This is a genomic window from Pseudomonas sp. 3B-A001-10F, assembly GCF_056313565.1.
Genome location: NZ_JBQYFW010000001.1, coordinates 95,074 through 113,635, shown reverse-complemented (window position 1 = coordinate 113,635; position 18,562 = coordinate 95,074). Strand labels below are relative to the sequence as shown.

The 18,562-nt window shown below is 59.5% G+C and carries 17 protein-coding genes; 9 read left to right on the top strand and 8 right to left on the bottom strand.

The window, feature by feature from the left end; genetic code table 11:
- Positions 1–44 precede the first annotated feature (44 nt).
- The 6 genes from AC0ZWN_RS00660 to AC0ZWN_RS00635 form a co-directional block, all read right to left on the bottom strand.
- Positions 45–2,222 (bottom strand): TonB-dependent siderophore receptor, encoded by a 2,178-nt coding sequence (locus AC0ZWN_RS00660; RefSeq protein ID WP_476333651.1) that lies wholly within the window; start codon positions 2,220–2,222, stop codon positions 45–47.
- A gap of 256 nt (positions 2,223–2,478) precedes the next feature.
- A complete protein-coding gene (gene yghU / locus AC0ZWN_RS00655; protein WP_320336914.1) occupies positions 2,479–3,318 on the bottom strand; it encodes a glutathione-dependent disulfide-bond oxidoreductase in 840 nt (279 codons plus the stop codon).
- A 106-nt stretch (positions 3,319–3,424) separates the two neighbouring features.
- Positions 3,425–3,808: a hypothetical protein gene (locus AC0ZWN_RS00650; RefSeq protein ID WP_476333649.1), complete on the bottom strand. Its 384-nt coding sequence runs from the start codon at positions 3,806–3,808 to the stop codon at positions 3,425–3,427.
- Positions 3,809–3,856: 48 nt separating this feature from the next.
- Complete coding sequence (locus AC0ZWN_RS00645) at positions 3,857–4,267, bottom strand: GFA family protein (RefSeq protein ID WP_099758983.1); 411 nt, start codon at positions 4,265–4,267, stop codon at positions 3,857–3,859.
- A gap of 2 nt (positions 4,268–4,269) precedes the next feature.
- Positions 4,270–5,346: an alpha/beta hydrolase family protein gene (locus tag AC0ZWN_RS00640; RefSeq protein WP_476333646.1), complete on the bottom strand. Its 1,077-nt coding sequence runs from the start codon at positions 5,344–5,346 to the stop codon at positions 4,270–4,272.
- A gap of 87 nt (positions 5,347–5,433) precedes the next feature.
- Positions 5,434–6,345, bottom strand: coding sequence for a LysR family transcriptional regulator (locus tag AC0ZWN_RS00635; protein ID WP_476333644.1), 912 nt, complete (start codon positions 6,343–6,345; stop codon positions 5,434–5,436).
- 124 nt (positions 6,346–6,469) lie between these two features.
- On the opposite strand from AC0ZWN_RS00635, the gene AC0ZWN_RS00630 reads away from it, so the two are divergent.
- The 4 genes from AC0ZWN_RS00630 to AC0ZWN_RS00615 all read left to right on the top strand — a co-directional run bounded on the left by AC0ZWN_RS00630 (position 6,470) and on the right by AC0ZWN_RS00615 (position 11,675).
- Positions 6,470–6,745: a DUF2798 domain-containing protein gene (locus tag AC0ZWN_RS00630; protein WP_476333643.1), complete on the top strand. Its 276-nt coding sequence runs from the start codon at positions 6,470–6,472 to the stop codon at positions 6,743–6,745.
- Between the two features lie 271 nt (positions 6,746–7,016).
- Positions 7,017–8,804: a thiamine pyrophosphate-requiring protein gene (locus AC0ZWN_RS00625; protein WP_476333641.1), complete on the top strand. Its 1,788-nt coding sequence runs from the start codon at positions 7,017–7,019 to the stop codon at positions 8,802–8,804.
- Between the two features lie 82 nt (positions 8,805–8,886).
- A complete protein-coding gene (locus tag AC0ZWN_RS00620) occupies positions 8,887–9,603 on the top strand; it encodes a DUF72 domain-containing protein (RefSeq protein WP_476333920.1) in 717 nt (238 codons plus the stop codon).
- A gap of 227 nt (positions 9,604–9,830) precedes the next feature.
- A complete protein-coding gene (locus AC0ZWN_RS00615) occupies positions 9,831–11,675 on the top strand; it encodes a hypothetical protein (protein ID WP_476333640.1) in 1,845 nt (614 codons plus the stop codon).
- Between the two features lie 49 nt (positions 11,676–11,724).
- Here the strand turns inward: AC0ZWN_RS00615 and AC0ZWN_RS00610 are convergent, their stop codons facing one another.
- Together AC0ZWN_RS00610 and AC0ZWN_RS00605 are read right to left on the bottom strand one after the other, a co-directional pair.
- The gene (locus tag AC0ZWN_RS00610) at positions 11,725–11,943 is read right to left on the bottom strand and encodes a hypothetical protein (RefSeq protein WP_476333638.1); all 219 of its coding nucleotides are present in this window, start codon (positions 11,941–11,943) and stop codon (positions 11,725–11,727) included.
- A 70-nt stretch (positions 11,944–12,013) separates the two neighbouring features.
- Positions 12,014–12,949 (bottom strand): LysR substrate-binding domain-containing protein, encoded by a 936-nt coding sequence (locus AC0ZWN_RS00605; protein ID WP_476333636.1) that lies wholly within the window; start codon positions 12,947–12,949, stop codon positions 12,014–12,016.
- Positions 12,950–13,235: 286 nt separating this feature from the next.
- Here AC0ZWN_RS00605 and AC0ZWN_RS00600 point away from each other — a divergent pair, with 286 nt between their 5' ends.
- From AC0ZWN_RS00600 to AC0ZWN_RS00580, 5 genes are all read left to right on the top strand, one after another.
- Positions 13,236–14,165: a LysR family transcriptional regulator gene (locus tag AC0ZWN_RS00600; RefSeq protein WP_095049969.1), complete on the top strand. Its 930-nt coding sequence runs from the start codon at positions 13,236–13,238 to the stop codon at positions 14,163–14,165.
- Positions 14,166–14,281: 116 nt separating this feature from the next.
- Positions 14,282–15,793, top strand: coding sequence for a GMC family oxidoreductase (locus tag AC0ZWN_RS00595; protein WP_476333634.1), 1,512 nt, complete (start codon positions 14,282–14,284; stop codon positions 15,791–15,793).
- 19 nt (positions 15,794–15,812) lie between these two features.
- Positions 15,813–17,270 carry an aldehyde dehydrogenase family protein gene (locus AC0ZWN_RS00590; RefSeq protein WP_476333633.1) on the top strand — a complete coding sequence of 486 codons (1,458 nt, stop codon included), beginning with the start codon at positions 15,813–15,815 and terminating at the stop codon, positions 17,268–17,270.
- Positions 17,267–18,298 carry a catalase family peroxidase gene (locus AC0ZWN_RS00585; RefSeq protein WP_476333632.1) on the top strand — a complete coding sequence of 344 codons (1,032 nt, stop codon included), beginning with the start codon at positions 17,267–17,269 and terminating at the stop codon, positions 18,296–18,298. The genes AC0ZWN_RS00590 and AC0ZWN_RS00585 overlap by 4 nt, the downstream gene beginning before the upstream one ends.
- Positions 18,295–18,525, top strand: coding sequence for a putative antibiotic biosynthesis monooxygenase (locus AC0ZWN_RS00580; RefSeq protein ID WP_095049973.1), 231 nt, complete (start codon positions 18,295–18,297; stop codon positions 18,523–18,525). The genes AC0ZWN_RS00585 and AC0ZWN_RS00580 overlap by 4 nt, the downstream gene beginning before the upstream one ends.
- The last annotated feature ends 37 nt before the right edge of the window (positions 18,526–18,562 follow it).

Below are 18,562 nucleotides of genomic sequence, written 5' to 3'. Positions count from 1 at the left end.
TTTCCCCGGCGCCCTTGCTTGTTGCTGATCAGAAGGTCAGCGACTCAGAACTTGTACTTCGCCGTCAGCATATAGCTGCGCGGGTTGCCGTAGTTGTCGTTGGAGCCCCACGTAACATTGGAGCCAATGGCGGAGTAGTAGACGCGATCAAAGATATTGTTCGCGTTGACCTGCAGATCCAGGTGTTTGTTGACCTCGTACCCGGCCATCAGGTCGGTGACCGCATAGCCACCCTGTTCAAGGCGGTAGCTGCCGTTATTGGCCAGAGCGACGTCGTTGTACATGCGGCTCTGCCAGTAAACGTTGCCACCCACGCGCAAGTGTTGCAGCGGACCCTGGAAGCGATAGACGGTGGACACCTTGAACAGATGCTCTGGCGTGTCGGTTTCGAAACGTTGATTGTTGTTGGCCGGGTTTTCGTCCTTGATGTAGTGCGCGCGGGTATAGGTATAGCCGGCGCCGACCTGCCAGTTGTCGGTCAGCGCGCCTTGCAGTTCCATGTCCACGCCCTGGCTGCGTACCTTGCCCGATGAGCCGTAGCAGGTCAGGACCGGGCAACCGAACTGATTGTCGGCCTGGGTGGCACGACCGGTCTGGTCCATCTGGAACACCGCCAGGCTGGCGTTGAGGGCGCCGTCGAAGTACTCGCCCTTGATGCCGACCTCGTAGTTTTCGCCGACGATTGGCTCGAGCACCTTGCCGCCGAGGTCCTTCTGGGTTTGCGGGGTGAAGATGTCGGTGTAGCTGGCGTACACCGAATGATGGTCGTCGAGTTTGTAGATCAGACCGGCATAACGGGTCAGGTTACGCGTGACTTTGTAGTCGCCATCGGCCGTGCGGTCATCGTAGTCGTACCAGTCGAGACGGCTGCCGAGGATCAGCGTCAGCGGGTCGGCCAGGCTCAGGCGGGTGGTCAGGTAGACGGCGTCCTGAGTGGTGACGTTGCGGGTTTTGCCGTCCCGTACGAAATCAGGCTTGGGCGCGCCAATCGGCCAGGCCGTGGTGTACGGATCGTATTCCTTGGTGGTCGCGTCATACACCCGGTTGCTGGCGCCGACCACCAGTTCGTGGCTGCGGCCGAACGCTTCGAACGGGCCACTGGCGAACACGTCGAGCGAGCGCTGCTTGTCGGTGTGATGGGATTGATAGGCCGTGGTTTCCAGCGGGCCGGCGTAACGCGACAGGTAAGTCCCGGAGAACTCGCCGTCGAGGGTCGAGGATGAGCCGGCGACGTGCAGTTTCCAGTCGTTGTCGAAACGATGCTCGACTTCGCCGAACACAGTATCGATCTGCAGCTTGCGGTTTTCCCAGTCGGTGCCCGGGTAGGTGGAGCGGGGCAGGTCGAGGTGGTGGCCGTTGGTGCCGATCGGCAGGCCGCCCCAGAAATAGTTGGTCTGTTCGTTCTGACGCGAGAAGCCGAGGGTCGCGGTGGTGCTGTCGCTGAGGTCGGCTTCACCGATGGCGTAGAACAGGCCATGGTCGTTTTCTTCCTTGTCGCGGAAGCTGTCGGCGCCTTGATAGGAACTGACCACCCGGCCACGCAGGGTGCCGCTTTCGTTCAACGGGCTGGAGGCGTCGATCTCGCCACGGTAGTCATCCCAACTGCCGGCGGCGCCAGTGAGGGTTACACGCTGATCGGCCGTCGGGCGTTTGCGCACCAGGTTGATCGCCGCCGAAGGGTTGCCGGCACCGGTGACCAGGCCGGTCGCACCACGGACAATTTCGACGCGGTCGAACATTGCCAGGTTCGGTTGCACCGCCATCGAGAACGGCGAATAGGAGCTCGGCAGGCCGTCGTACATGATGGTGTCGATGTCGAAACCGCGCGAGCTGTAGGTCTGCCGACCCGGGCCGCTGGCCTGACTGAGGAACAGTCCCGGCGTGCCTTTCACCACGTCGTTGATGCTGGTCATGTTCTGGTCGTCCATGCGCTGACGGGTGATCACCGTTACCGCTTGGGGTGTTTCGCGCATGGTCAGCGACAGCTTGGTCGCCGTCCGCATCGGGCCGGTGGTGTAGGACTGGGTGTCTTCGGTGGTGCTGCTCATCTGGGTCGCGCCGATCTCCGTCGCGTCCAGTTCCAGCGTGGCCGGCGCGGCTGTTTCAGACGTGGCAGATGTTGCCTCGTCGGCCAGCGCCGGTGTGATGCTGGCCATGCAAATGGCGAGTGCCAACAGGTTTGGTGAACGGTTTGAGCGGCGGTGTATGGTGCAAAACGACATCAATCTGCTTCCCCAAATGATACGAAAACGAATCCAGTGCGAGTGCGTGTAGGAATTATTCGCATTAGTCTGTCAGATCATTCCGGGTGAAGAAAGGCGTACGGCTCAGTTAGTTAACGAATTTTTCACAATCGGGCGGGCGCTCTACGGCGCGGGTTGGCGCAGAGTCGTGGTTTTTCGGGGGCGAGATAGAAGCAAAACGGGCCGATCACAAACGCTTGTGATCGGCCCGCTGCTGAACGTGATGAAAGGGCTGTCAGTTCAAATCTTCAGCCTGGTGACGCTCGGGTACTTGGGTTGCTTCATCACCCCAGGTGCGATTGACGCGTTGCCCACGAATGACCGCCGGCCGCTGGGCGATGTCCTCGGCCCAGCGCTGTAAATGGGTGTACTCGTGAGCGGCGAGAAACTCGGCCGCCGAATAAACGTTGTTGCGCACCAATTGCCCGTACCACGGCCAGACTGCGATGTCAGCGATGGTGTAGCTGTCGCCGGCCAGATAGGCGCTTTCGGCCAGACGCCGGTCGAGCACGTCCAGTTGCCGCTTGGCTTCCATGGTGAAGCGGTTGATCGGGTACTCCATCTTCTCCGGCGCATAGGCATAGAAGTGTCCGAAACCGCCGCCCAGGTAGGGCGCCGAGCCCATCTGCCAGAACAGCCAGTTCAAGGTTTCGGTGCGGCCCGCCGGATCCTTCGGCAGGAATGCGCCGAATTTTTCCGCCAGGTACAGCAGGATCGAACCGGATTCGAACACACGAATCGGCGGCTCAACGCTACGGTCCATTAGCGCCGGAATTTTCGAATTGGGGTTGATCTCGACAAAGCCGCTGGAGAACTGGTCACCCTCGCCAATGCGGATCAGCCACGCATCGTATTCGGCAGCGCTGTGCCCCAGCGCTAACAGCTCCTCCAGCATAATCGTCACTTTGACGCCGTTGGGCGTGGCCAGCGAGTAGAGCTGCAACGGATGCTTGCCGACCGGCAAGGTCTTGTCATGGGTCGGCCCGGCAACCGGCCGGTTAATGCTGGCGAACTGGCCACCGGACGGGGCTTCGTTTTTCCAGACCTGGGGCGGAACGTACGGTGCTTTGCTCATGTAAGGGGCCTCATCTTGGCAAGTGGAAAAAATACCTCGCTGATAATAGACAGCACACCACAGAACCCGCTTCCTGATCCAGAGTGCGATTGATCGGTCTCATCAGTCATTTCGCGCGCAGGTAGCGAATCCATTCGCTGGCTTTTCTGAAGCCATGAATACCCAGGATCGAGACGGCGATGACCGTGATCATCGGCCCGATCACGCCCAGCCCTGTGGTCATCTGGGCGTAGGCCGCGAGGGACAGGGCAAGCACCGCATAGCCGGCGAGGTACTTCCTGTAGGCGATCAAGAGCGTTGGCACCATCAGGACGACGAACAGATGAGTGGCGATGGTGATCAGGATTTGTGCGACCAATTGGACAGGCACGCTGCCCATGGATGCCTGAGCCATGGTTATCTCGGCGTCGTACAGAAACATCTGCAGTGAAATGACGGTTATTGCGGCCATTACCAGCGCAGCCAACGCCGCAATTTTTGAGCGTTTCATCTGATCTCCAACGGGTGAAGCAACGTCTGATAAATGAATCTTTCAGCCTCAGCGCTGCGGCCATTGATCCTTGATTTCAAACCACGGCGCCTTCGACGTGACTTCCACATGTTGCTGTTTTTCCGTGGTGAACGTCGTGTCGAGCGTGCCCAGCGCAACCGAGATCCAGCCGTTGAATTCCCCTTGATTGCTTGCCCAGAACAGCGACGAGCCACAGTGCGTGCAGAACTGGCGTTGTACCGATTCAGACGATTGATACGACTTCAGATGGTCAGCACCTTCCAGCAACTCCAGGTTCTGGCGCTGCACGCTGCCATAGCTGGCAAACGCCGCGCCGTGGCTTTTGCGGCACTGGCTGCAATGGCAATGCGAAAGCGCCTTGGGCCGTGAACGGATCTGGTATTTCACCGCTCCGCACAGGCAACTGCCCCGGAAGGTCTGAGGGGAGGGCGTGAGCATTGTTATTGCGAATCCTTGTAGGTAATGGCTTGTTTCAAGGGGGCAGGTGACTGCGACAGAAACCCGGTAATCAGGGAAATCACCTGTTGTTGAATCTGCGCGCGTGGGCGGCCGCCCTCGCCATCAGTGCAGATGATGCTGTCGCCCGGTACATCCTCGTCGAGCATGGCCACGGCGCCAGGTTTGCAGATTGCCATGAAACTGAAGTGACTGGCGTCGCTGATCTCGACATAACGCGATGAGGTTTTTGGCAGACGTTTCGCGAGGTCGACGGACTCCAGTTCAGCGGGCAGTTCTTTCGACGGCACGCCAGCAGCGATCACCAGGATCGGCACGGGGTAGGCCGCGAGGCTGGCGTCGGTCATCCCGCGCGACAGGCCCAGATCCAGTGAAACCACGGCAGTGACGCGCTTGTCACGCCAGTCGGCGGCCAATTGAGCTTTCGCTTGCGCGGTGTTTGCAGTGTTCATTTGTTGGTAAGCGGTGCAACTGGCGAGTTGCGTGTGAACCTTGCAGTCTTCGGCAAAACGCTCGGGGTCAAAGCGCGCGCCGCCGGCTTCGAGGACCGTCCAGCCGCCGAGCGAATGGCCGACTATGGCAATGCGATCCTGGGTCACTGCGCCGAATTTCTCCGGTTGCGCCGTCACCGCATCAATGGCGCGGCTGAGGTCAACGGGGCGCTGCCACAACTGCGCCGCGGCTTGCGGGCTGCGATCACGGCTGGTGGTGCCGGGGTGGTTGACCGCTGCGACGATGTAACCCTGACGGGCCAGAGCACTGGCCAGCCATGTCTGGTTGATCCAGCTCCCGCCATAGCCGTGGGATAGCACAACCAATGGATGCTCGCCTTTGGCGGCCGGGGCGTTGAGCACCGCAGGGGCGCCGACGAATACCGGGTTGTCGCCGAACAATTGTGGTGTCGCAGCGGTGGTCGCACTCGGGTACCAGACGACCATTTCCAGCGGGCGCTCATTGCGCGGATCCGCCAGCGTGGCGTACTGGAAACCAACGGGTTGGGCGTCAGCGAAGGCGTGGCTGCTCAAGCAGATCAGTAGCAGGGCACCGAGCGTTTTTTTCATTGTTGTTATCTTCCGTGATGGGCCGATTGGCGAGGTGGACTTTGCCCGATTTCGCGCGCTTCAGCGAGCCTCTTTGAACCCAGAATCTTAAACATTTTCCATCGGCCAGCGCGTGGCCAGATGCGCTGTCAGATAATCCAGAAAGGCTTTGACCTTCGGCGTCATCGCCGCACGATCCTGCACGCAGGCATAGATGTCCATTGGCTGGACGACGCTGTGTTCAAACAGCGGCACCAGTTGCCCGTTCGCCAGGAAAGGCGCTGCAACAAACTCCGCCAGTCGCGTGATCCCTGCACCGTGAACCGCCATTTGCGCCAGTGCATCAATGTCATCACTGATGGCAGTGGCGTTAATATTGGCGTCGAAACGCTGCCCGTCGCGGATAAAGCTCCAGCGCAGAAAACGCCCGTCCAGGGGATAACGAAAGGCCAGGCAGGCATGGTTTTGCAAATCATCCGGCGATTGCGGCCACCCGGCACGCTGCAGATAAGCCGGCGCGGCGCACATGATGAAGGGCAGCGAAACGATCTTGCGTGCAACGATGCCGTCCTCCAGTTGCGGCTTGATTCGCAGGCTCAGATCGATGCCGTCCTGGATGTGGTTGATCTTGCCGTTGGTGGTCGACAGTTCGATGAGCAGGCGCGGGTGCAGTGCGGCGAAACCGGCAATCAGCGACGCCAGCACATGGCGGCCAAAGGCAGATGTCGAGGCGATGCTCAGCCGGCCCTGCAGCTCGGTTTCATCGCTGCTGATCAAGCTTTGCGCCGATTCCAGATCCGCCGCAATCCGGCGGACTTTCTCGTAGTACACCGCGCCGTTTTCGGTCAGTGCCATGCTGCGCGTGGTGCGTTGCAGCAGACGTACGCCGAGGTGCGCTTCCAGCCGATTGAGCGTTTGGCTGACCGCTGCCGCACTGACGCCGAGGGTCTTGGCGGCGCCGACAATCGAGCCGGCTTCGACCACTTTGATAAAACTGGCAATCGCCGCTAACAGATTCATTCATCGTCCCGTTGAGGGTTGATTCGTAAGTTCTGCTTTATAAAGTACCTGCGCTTGAGCGTCTAGTTACGCGGGGGCGGCCTTGCTAACGTGCGGTCTCCCTGTCACTGGATGGAAAAACCATATGAATCAATCGACAAGCTCGGAAGCCTTGAACATCAGTCGTCGCAAGCTGTCACCCCGCGCCACGCCGTATGTGTTCGCGCTGTACATGGCGACGATCATGGCGTTTCTGATGTCGTTGGTGATCACTGCCGCCAACTCGGGCATTGATAACGACTACCTGAGTAATACATTGCACGCCTACAAGCTGGCGATGCCCGTGGCGTTTCTGTGCATCCTGGTCGTGCGGCCGATCGTGATCAAACTGGTGGCGTTCACGGTGCATCCGCATCGTTGAAAGCCTCCGCGTCATCAGTGACTGTTTTACCGACTTCGCGAGCAGGCTCGCTCCCACATTTGCAACTCAATTCCCTGTGGGAGCAAGCCTGCTCGCGAATGGACTCACCACCGATCGACAGGTCTTGTGGGGGACTCAGAAAAACAAACAAGGATTGGCCTGAGGAAACCAATCGAAACTTCGCCAACAACCCAACTGTCCAGACCCTTACACCTCCCGGCGGATGTGCTGCCGGGGCAGCTCCATGCAGCGGAGAAAGACGAGGATCGAGATGACGATGACAGTGGGAGATTTTCTGGTTGAGCGGCTCAGCGAATGGGGCGTTACGCGGATTTTTGGCTATCCGGGTGACGGCATCAACGGCGTGTTCGGCGCGCTCAGTCGAGCCAAGGGCAAGATTGAATTCGTCCAGGCGCGGCATGAAGAAATGGCCGCGTTCATGGCCTCGGCGCATGCCAAGTTCACCGGCGAGTTGGGGGTGTGCATTGCCACTTCCGGCCCGGGCGCCTCGCACTTGATCACCGGCCTCTACGACGCGCGTATGGACCACATGCCGGTGCTGGCCATTGTCGGCCAGCAGGCACGCACGGCGCTGGGCAGTCACTACCAGCAAGAGCTGGATCTGGTGTCGATGTTCAAGGATGTCGCCGGGGCATTTGTGCAGCAGGCGTCGGCGCCTTCGCAGGTGCGGCATTTGCTCGATCGCGCAGTGCGCACGGCCGTGGGCGAACGCCGGGTAACCGCGCTGATTCTGCCAAACGATTTGCAGGAATTGAAATACGAAGCACCGGCGCGCGCCCATGGCACCGCGCATTCCGGGGTGGGTTACACGAAACCCAAAGTGTTGCCTTATGACGAGGATCTGCAGCGTGCCGCCGAGGTTTTGAATGCGGGAGAGAAGGTCGCCATTCTGGTTGGCGCCGGGGCATTGCAGGCGACCGATCAAGTCATCGCCGTGGCGGAAAAACTCGGTGCCGGCGTCGCCAAGGCATTATTGGGCAAAGCCGTGTTGCCCGACGATCTGTCTTGGGTCACCGGCAGCATCGGCCTGCTCGGCACCGAACCGAGCTACAAACTGATGAACGAATGCGACACTTTGCTGATGATCGGTTCGGGTTTTCCGTATTCGGAGTTTCTGCCCAAAGAAGGCCAGGCGCGCGGCGTGCAGATCGATTTGCAGCCCGACATGCTCAGCCTGCGTTATCCGATGGAAGTCAATCTGGTCGGCGACTCGGCGGAAACCCTCGCCGCTTTATTGCCACTGCTCGAACAGAAAACCTCCAACAAGTGGCGCAAGAAAATCGAAGGTTGGCGCAGCAGTTGGGAGAAAACCCTCGAAAGACGCGCCATGGCCAAGGCTGATCCGGTCAACCCGCAACGGGTGGTCTATGAGCTGTCGCCACGCTTGCCCGATGAGGCCATCATCACCAGCGACTCCGGCTCCTGCGCCAACTGGTTTGCCCGCGATCTGAAAATCCGCCGTGGCATGCAGTGCTCGTTGTCTGGTGGCCTGGCGTCCATGGGCGCCGCAGTGCCCTACGCGATTGGCGCGAAGTTTGCTTATCCCGAGCGTTCGGTGATTGCGCTGGTGGGCGATGGCGCAATGCAGATGAACAACATGGCCGAACTGATCACCGTCGCCAAATACTGGCGGCAGTGGGCGAGTCCGAAATGGATCTGTGCGGTGTTCAACAACGAGGATCTCAATCAGGTCACGTGGGAGCAGCGGGTGATGGAGGGCGATCCGAAGTTCGAAGCCTCGCAAAGTATCCCGGACGTGCCTTACCACTTGTTCGCCATTTCCATTGGCCTGAAAGGCATTTTTGTCGATCGCGAAGAAGACGTCGCCGCAGCCTGGGAAAAGGCATTGGCCTCGGAAGTCCCGGTGGTGATCGAGTTCAAGACCGACCCGAACGTGCCGCCCTTGCCGCCGCACATCAAGCTTGAGCAGGCGAAGAAATTCGCCACGACATTGCTCAAGGGCGATCCGGATGAAGCCGGGGTGATCGTGCAAACCGCCAAACAGGTGCTCGGCGCCGTGTTACCCGGGAAAAAATAACCGGTTTACACGGAAGATTGATTTGATCGTTCCCACGCAAAGCGTAGGAACGATCAGGCAGGAGAAACCCGGAGGTGTGCTTTTGATTTTCATCGGTTGTGCCGGCTGGAGTCTGGGGCGCGAACACTGGCCGGTATTTCCCCTGGAGGGCACGCATTTGCAGCGCTACGCCGCGCGACTCAACGGCGTGGAAATCAACAGCTCGTTCTACCGCCCGCATCGCCGGCAAACCTATGAGCGTTGGGCCGATGGCGTACCGGAGAACTTCCGGTTTTCGGTGAAAATGCCCAAACATATCACCCATGAATTACGCCTGGCAGGTTGCGAGGCGGCGCTGGACAGGTTTCTGGCTGAATGCGGCGGTCTGGGCGAACGCTTGGGCTGCTTGCTGGTGCAGTTACCACCTTCGCTGGCGTTTGACGCCGCCAGCGCCGAAACCTTTTTCACGACATTGCGCGAACGGTTTTCCGGCGCAGTGGTGCTCGAGCCAAGGCATGATTCGTGGGTCAGCGCTGAGTCGATATTAATGACTCACCGGATCGCCCAAGCAGCAGTCGATCCTTCGCGCATCCGCCGTGATGTTTCGCCAGCCGGTTGGACGGGAACCCAGTATTGGCGCCTGCACGGCTCACCGCGCATTTACCACAGCGCCTACGATTCACCTTATTTGCAACACCTCGCACACGCCTTGCTGTCAGCGACCGCTGCAGGTGCCACAACCTGGTGCATTTTCGACAATACCGCCAGCGGCGCAGCACTGGGTAATGCCCTGGCGCTGGCGACGCTGACGACAGAATGAGTCAACAGTTTCTCCACTCATTGGCAGTGTGCCAAAGGTGCGTCGCAGGACGAAACGGCCAACGTATTCATGATTACCTGATTGCGGCTGCGCGATGTGCTGCACGTTAAGACTTTGGTCTGTCAGAGCCTTTCTGCAATATCTACTGTGATATCTTTTTGATGGCGCGCTCGCTCTGAGCGATGATTTACCGGTATTCGAGCCGATTGTTTAGTGCAGGAGAGGCAATGTTGAAGGAACAATGGGTGTGCGATGAGACGTTACTGGCGCAGATGCAGGCTGCCAGCGCCGAGGAAATCGATGTATTGGTGGACGTGATCAGCGATTTCGGCCGAGGCCGGGCGGGTCTGGACGCCGAGTGCAAGAAACAGTTGATTCTGGCCAAACATGATCCCCGTGCCGATCGATACTCCGCACCACTGCTTGCACTGCTGGGCCACGAATTGCAGCAGTTCGGCGGCAATTCGGCAATGAACCTCGCGCGCCGCGCACTCGGCCGTACTGCGGTGGCCTACAGCGAAATCGTTGACGACGTGTACAAGAAGCTGAACGGCAAGAGCCCTGCGGACAAGCCACTGGCGCAGAAGGAACGGGAAATTGCGCTGGCCCTGTTTGGTGCCGAATGGCGTGAAATGCCTGCTGCGCAACGGCACGAACGCAGCACGCACATCAAAGTCTTGTCCGGTACGTTCTCGCTGGCATCGGCCTTGGGACTTGGTGCGAGCGGTACGATCATGGGCTTGTCGGCTGGCGGTAGTGCAGCGTTGTTCACCGCTGTTTCCACCGGCCTGCGTTTGAACCCGCTGGGATTGTTGGTCACGGCAGGCATCGGGGCGCAAAGCGCGGCGGCAGAGGCGTATCGGGTCACCGTGCCGTTCGTGGCGCAGATGGGCTGGATCCGTTTGCGTCAGGAAGCGGATGCACAAGCGCCCGTTGCGCCAAAACTGGCCAATCCTGCAACGCTGGCCGGGCAGGGCACGGCGCTGCAGGACATGGTGCTGGCCGATGAGGCGGGCGGTACGTTAATGAAGATCAGTGTGTTCGACCGCGCGCCGGTCATCACCGGCAGTGCCATTCCCGCCGGGCAACTCAGCGCACTCAACCCATTGCTGTCCAATGTCCCGGGCCTGGCGGCGCTGGCCGAGTTGCAAAACGGCAACTACGTTGTGTGCAGTCTGCCATTTGAGACGTTGACCAAAGCCAAGGATCAAGAAGGTGCGGTGCGTGCCTTCGTCACCGAAAGCGGGCGCATCAAGGAAAATGCGCACTTGTTCAGCCCCGACAACCTGCAAAACATTATGCTCAGTGGTGCGCTATGGAATGCCGTCTCGTCGGCGGTCGGGCAGAAACACCTGCACGATATCAATGAGAAACTTTCCGCCATCAAGCGCCAGCTGGATGAAGTGCAAGAAGACCTGATCAACCTGCGCCGTGATGATTTGACCGGGCTGGTGGGTTACGTGCAAAGCCTGCTTGATCACTATCCACAGGAAGGCATTGATGCGGCTGCGCTGATGCAACTGGAAAACCGCCAGGTCGACCTGGTGGCCTTGGAGACGTATTTCGAGCGGGAGATGAACAAAGAGGTGGACAAGGCGAAGGCCGTCGAAACAGGCAAGCTGTTCAACGCCGACTCCTCCCGGGTGGCTTTGCTTGAAAGTCTGTCGCGGATGGACATTTGGGTTCAAAGCTATCTGCAAGTCACGCAGTTGCGCGTGGTCGCTTACGCCTTGCTGCACATGGAAAAACCATTGGCACGCTACCGCACCGAAGCGGCGAAAGTGCTGGACAATCTGCAGCGCCTGACCGTGATCGCTGCGGCGAACCAGCAGATTTACAGTGCCCAGATGGAGTTAAGCAACACGCTGTTTTTCAGTGGCAGTGCCGAAAACTTGCAACGCTTCAAATCGCAACTGGCGGCGCTCGACAATGATCTGAAAAATGGCCCGATCAACGCCAGGCAACTGCACCGCTCACTGTTCGATCAATCCGATCGTCAGGTACTGCTCCAGGTGCAGAACGGTCAGTTCATCGGCGGTCATCTGCTCGAGTCGACGTTCCAACCGGCGTGAGCTCAATGCGCTGCGGGAGCGGATGTACTCCATCCGCTCCCAACGCGGCCTAGTTGCCATCGGCCACTTTTCGTTCGATCTCATCGATCTTGCGTTGCAGCGTCTCGGCGTCCTGCTCCTTTACGCGGTTAGACGAAGGCGTGATGACCTCATCAACGGCTTCGGTGTCATCGTCCCTGTCTTCAAGATCGCGCTTGACCACATTCACCGGTTTGCCGGAGGTGTCGGTGGGCGGGGCGTTCTGGGTTTTGCTGTCATCGCTATTCATGGTGCTGACCTCCAGTGATGTAAACATTGGAGGTGCCGTTGCGGTGGGCGTTCGATATTTTTGCGGGGCATCAAACCAATGGCGGCATGCGCATGCCGCGCAGCGGATCATCGAGCAATCTGAATTGCTCCAGCATGAAATCAATCAGCAAGCGCGAAGACGGCAGCATTCCGTGCCGGGTCGCAAACACTGCATGAATCATTTCAGTTCTCGGCGCCCAGTCAGGCAGGACCACGATCAGTTCCCCTCGCTCAATGAAGTCGTGTACCAACGACATTGGCATCTGCGCAACGCCAACACTGTCGATCGCCGCGCAGCGCAGCATCGGCAGGCCTTTGGTAATCAGGTTCGGGCGATGCTGGAGGGTGAATTCCGAACCGTCCTGATGAAACAGAGTCCAGCTGTAATCGCGTTGCGGACTGCCATGATGAACACTGGGGAACCGGGCCAGATCTTCTGGTGCGCTCGGCGTGCCCAGACGACTCAGCAGTCCGGGGCTCGCAACCAGACACTGTGGCCGCTGGGACATGACGCGGCTGACCAACTCGGAGTCCTGCAGGGGCGGCGGGCGTACCCGTAACGCCAGATCGACACCCTCGGCGACCACATCGACCTGACGATCAGTCGCCTCCAGATGCACCTCCATGCGCGGGTGGATAGCCATGAAACGCGTGATGATTGCGCCCACGCACTCTTCCAGCAGTACGGATGGACAGGTAACGCGCAGCACGCCGCCCGGCTCGGCGTGAGTCAGGGCGATCGCGGCCTCTGCGGCTTCGGCTTCCTTGAGCATCGCACGGCAACGCTCGTAATAGGTTTGCCCCAGCTCCGTGACTGTGAAATGGCGGGTGTTGCGGATGATCAGGCGCACACCGAGGCGCTCTTCGAGCTGGGCGATGCGTCGGCTCAGATTGGACTTGGGAATGCCCAAGGCGCGGGCGGTCTGCGCGAAACCGCCATGATCCACCACCATGACGAAGTACTGAAGGTCATTGAGATCCAGCACGGTCGTAATCCATTCAGTCAGAAGGCGCTAACTATACAAGGCGGATCGTCCCTTGTATGGGAAACACCAGTCCGTTTTTGCGACTACCGCGATGGGTCAGCGGGGTTTTAGATTGCCGACGTTGAATGTCCAGGCTGGCGTGGCCCCGCTGATCAATTTCAAGCCGATCGTCAGCATGACGCCAAGTTGGCTGACACTCTCAAACCACGCTATGTAATAGCCTGAACCACCCCCGAGATCTGCGCGCCGGTTGCGCAGGCCTGTGCGATTTCTTTGGATTAACTACGTGAACAAACTCTGTGAGATGCATGCTTTCGTCATGGTGGTCGACACCGGAAGTATTTCCGAAGCCGCACGCCGTTTAGGGATGGCTAAATCGATGGTCAGCCAACGTCTGCAAAACCTGGAAAAACGCTTGGGCAGTATTCTGTTGGAACGCGGACGGCAGGCGCGCCTGACTGATTCGGGCGAGGTGTTTTATCGCTACTGCGTGCGCATTCTGGCTGAAGTCGAAAATGCCGAAGACGCTGTACAAGCCTCCCAGTCGAGCTTGCGTGGCAACCTGCGGCTGGCTGCACCGATGGCTTTCAGCATTCGCTATCTGACGCCGATCCTGTCGTCATTCGCGGTGCGTTACCCGCAATTGCAACTGGATGTCGAATTCGACGATCGGTATGTCAATCTGCACGAAGAGCGCTACGACGCCGCAATCCGTATTGGTGAGCTGCCTGATTCTTCATTGGTGGCGAAAAACATCACCGCCAACCGCCACGTCATTTGCGCCAGCCCCGACTATCTCGCTGCTCACGGTACACCACAAACGCCGCAGGAACTGTCCCGCCACTTCGCCATGCTCTATGTCAATCGCGAGCCCCATGGCATGTGGACGCTGCCGGTGAACAACACGCTGGAGTCGTTTCGCGTGCGCTGTCGCCTGCGCACCAACAATGCCCATCAACTCATGGAAGCGGCCAAGGCCGGCATGGGCCTGGCGATTCTGCCGACGTTTCTTGCCGCGCAGCCGATGGTTGCTGGCGAACTGCAAGAGGTGTTGCCAGCGTATGCACCGCGCGGCGGAAATATCTCGGCGGTGTATCGGCAATCCCTGCGCGCTTCACCGAAACTGCAGGCGCTGATCAGCTTTCTCAGTGAACAGATCGGCAGTCCGCCCGCGTGGGAAAAACAGCTTGCCGAGCATGCTCGCCAAAGGCAGTGAGTCGTTCGGAATTAACGAAACCCCGATTCGGTTTTTGCCTGCTTATGAGCGTGTGAGTCCTTCCATATGCTTGTTCCTAACAGACGCCACTCCTGCGTCTGACAGGGAAGAAATGCATGAAGAACACCCTTGATACCGTCGACGTACTGATCGTCGGTGGCGGTTCGGCTGGTGCAGTGTTGGCGCGGCGTCTGAGCGAGAACAGCCAGCGCCAGGTCGTGCTGCTGGAAGCAGGCAACAGTTTTGCCGTGAACGACTATCCAGACATTGTCGCCAACAGCGACATTGTCGGTGCCAATGGCAACCCGCAGTTCGAGTGGGGTTACAAAACCCGGGCCGGCTACATCGAGCATCCGATTGGCGCCGTGCGCGGCAAAGTGTTGGGCGGCAGCTCTGCGATCAATGGTGCCGTGGCGATTCGGGCACGGCCCAGTGATTTCGCGCGCTGGAACCTGCCGGGCTGGGGCTATGAAGACCTGCTGCCGTTTTTCAGGAAACTGGAAAGCCACAGCCGTGGTGACAGTGCTTTGCACGGGCATGCCGGGCCGCTTCCGGTACAGCAACTGAGCCATCTGGATGTCACGCCAATGCAGCGGGCATTTATTCAGGCGACTTTCTCCTACGGCTATAAAATCATCGACGACTTTGATGGCGCCGATGCCAACGGGGTTGGTCCGTACCCGATGAACGTCGTCGACGGTGTGCGCATCAACACCGGTATGGCCTACCTCAATGATGAGGTGCGTACTCGTGGCAACTTACACATCCGCCCTGACAGCCTGGTGGATAAGGTCTTGTTCGACGGTCAACGCGCGATCGGAGTGCAATTGAGCGACGGCACGCAACTGCGCGCCGCTGAGGTCATTCTTAGCGCGGGCAGCTATGGCAGTGCGGCGATTCTGCTGCGTTCCGGCGTTGGTCCGGATGCCGATCTGCGGGCATTGCAGATTCCCGTGGTGGCAACGCTGCCAGTCGGCCAACAACTGCAGGATCATCCGTTTTACTACAACGCCTACGCGGCCAATCCACGCTTGATTGGCCGTCAATCCCCGGCCATCGGCGCCAAACTCTGGTCCCACAGCCGCAGCGCGGAGTCCGGCGATCTGGACCTGCACATCACTGCGACGCACCTGTTTCCCCACGATCAGAGCCCGACCAACATCGGCTTCGTGCTGGCGGTTGCGCTCACGCGGCCACGGTCCCGAGGCACGCTCACTCTGGCCAGTCGCGATCCGCTTGCAGCGCCGATCATCGATCTGAATTTTCTCGCCGAACCCGAGGACCGTCAGCGCCTGCTCGACGGCATTCGCCTGGCCCGCAGGATCGGTGGCACAGCACCGTTGAACGCCCTGATTCACAGCGAACTCAATCCGGGGGCGGGGGTTGCGTCGGACGAAGCGCTGTTGGCCAGCGTCCGGGCGAGCCTGGACACCTATCACCATCCAACTTCAACCGCTCCGATGGGCGTGCCCGGTGACAAGCATGCCGTGGTGGATTTGCAGGCCCGGGTCCTTGGTCTGCACGGGCTGCGCGTGGTCGATGCGTCGATCTTCCCCGATGTGCCGTCGGTAGCCACCAATATCACTGTGATTGCTTTTGCGGAAAAAATCGCCGCGCTTTACGCCTAATTGTCAGGACGATGCTGCTATGAACAACACTCCCGTTTTGAATTGGATCGATGGCCAATGGCACGATTCCGGTATTTACAAAGACTCGATTGACCCCGCGACGTATGAGCAGATTGGTTGTTATGCCGAGGGGAGCGCGGATACCGCGCAACGGGGCATTGAAGCTGCCCTGCGTTCGTTTGCGCAGTCCTCTTGGAAAGACGATCGCGCCCTGCGTGGCACGGTGCTGCTGGAGCTGGCGGAGGCCTTCGAACGTAACGCCGAAGCGTTGATTGACACACTGGCGCTGGAAAACGGCAAGATCCGTCCGCAAGCGGAATTTGAAGTGCGCATGGTGCCGTCCAAATTGCGTTATTACGCGGCGTTGGCGCGTACCGAGTATGGGCGCGCAGCGGAGCCGACACCGGGGCGGATTTCCCTTGTATTGCGCCAGGCTGTCGGTGTGGCAGGCATCATCGTGCCGTGGAATTCACCGGTGGTGTTGATGATTCGTTCGCTGGCACCGGCGTTGGCCGCCGGTTGTACAACTGTGATCAAAATGCCGGGGCAGACCGCCCAGACCAATGCATTGGTCGCACGCATCATGAGCGAGGCGCGGTCACTGCCGCGCGGTGTGATCAATCTATTCAGCGAAGCGGGTGCGGCGGGGTCTATACATCTGGTCGAGTCGCCAAAGGTGCCGGTGATCAGCTTTACCGGCAGTACCGGCACTGGCCGGGCGATCTCGGCGGCAGGGGCGCAACACCTCAAGCGTTTTGGTCTGGAACTGGGCGGTAAAACACCGATGCTGGTGTTCAACGATGCCGATCTCGATGCAGCCGTTCCGGTGCTGCTCAAAGCCTTGACGGTGTTCGCCGGCCAGTTCTGCATGACCGGTTCGCGACTGCTGGTGCAGCGCGATATTGCCAAGGCACTGACTGATCGTCTGGCGGCCGTTCTTGAGGCCGTGCGCGTGGGGCCCGCAGCAAATCCGGCCAGTGAAATGGGGCCGTTGATCGACAAAGCCAATGTGCAACGGGTCAATCAAGTGGTCGAGCAGGCAATTGTCGACGGAGCGCAAGTGATTGTGCGCGGTGGGCCGGTCGTGGAAGGGCCACTGGCTAAAGGCGCGTTTTATCGACCGACATTCTTGCGTGTCAGTGATCCAAACATGGCTATTGTCCAGCAAGAGACCTTCGGGCCGGTGCTGACCTTGCAGGTATTCGACAGCGAAGCCGAGGCAATCGAGTTGGCCAATAACAGCGAGTTCGGTCTGGCGGCCAGCGTCTGGACCCGTGATGTCGATCGCTCGTTACGCGTTGCCCGCGAATTGGAGGTCGGTACCGTCTGGATCAACGATTGGGCCATGGTGTTCGACGAATTCGAAGAGGGTGGCTGTAAGCAATCGGGGCAGGGCAGGCTTAACGGTGTGGCGGCCATGGATGATTTCATCGAGTACAAACACATCGCACTCAATCCCGGTCTGCGTCAGGCATGAATGCCGTGTGCTTGCAACGCTTGCTGATCGGCGCCGTGCTGGCCGGGACGCTGGCATCTTCCTCAGCCTTGTCTGCCAACGACACAAGGAATGACACGATGGCCCCAGAGCCGTTGTACGACGCTTTGCTCGATGCGCTCAATGCCACCTTCGGCCGTCATCCGGGGTTTCGTGCGACCCATGCCAAAGGCCTGTTGGTAAACGGTACATTCAAGGCTTCGCCGAACGCCAGCACCCTCAGCCGGGCTGCGCATTTGCAGGGGCAAACGGTGCCGGTGGTACTGCGGTTCTCCAACTTCAGTGGCGTACCCGCCACCGCTGACGGAGATCCGCTGGCCAGCCCGCGTGGTCTGGCAGTTCGGTTTACCCTGGCCGGCGGCGAGGTCACAGATATCGTGACGCACTCGTTCGACGGCTTTCCGGTGGCCACGCCCGAAGATTTTCTGATCTTCCTGCAAGGCATTGCCGCTAATGTCGCCACACCTCCCGATCCGCTGCCCTTGCACAGCTTTCTGGCGGGTCATCCACGGGCGCGGGCTTTCCTCGATGCACCGAAACCGGCACCGCGCAGTTATGCGGGGCTCGAGTACTTCGCGGTCAATGCTCTGGTATTCAGTAATCATCGGGGCGTTGAAACAATCGGCCGTTACCGTATCGAGCCACTGCTCATGCAGCCGCTATTGAGTGACGCCGAGGCAGCGGCGAAGCCGGCGGATTACTTGCAGTCAGAAATGGCAGAGCAACTGGCCAAAGGATCGCTGACGCTGCGTCTGGTGTTGCAATTGGCGTCAGCGGAGGATGCTATCGAAGACGGCTCCGTTGCGTGGTCGCGTCAGCATCAGGAGGTCGAGTTGGGCATTTTCAGCCTCGACTCACTGGAGCCGGCCGATGCGCAGTTCGGCGCCCAGCAGCAGTTGGCCTTCAGTCCGGGACGTTTGCTTGACGGCATCAGCCTCAGTGCCGATCCAATGACACTGGCGCGGGATCGCATCTATCAGCGCGCGGTACTCCGGCGACAGCAACGATGAGCAGCCCTTCGGGGGCCCGTTGGAAGCAGTGGGTATTGTCATGGCTGATCGTTTTGCCGCTGTCGGTGAGCATGCCCTGGGGATTGGCGGCGCTGCTGGAGGTGGCGAACCTGCAATGGCCAGCATGGCTGTTCAAAGTGGTGGTGGCCGGGTTGATCTCTTTCAACATGGTCTACTGGATGCTGCCGTTGAGCGCTAGGCTGACGGCGCGCTGGTTGCTGCGTTGAAACCTGCGCGTCGCCCTCCACTGACGGGGAGGGCGAC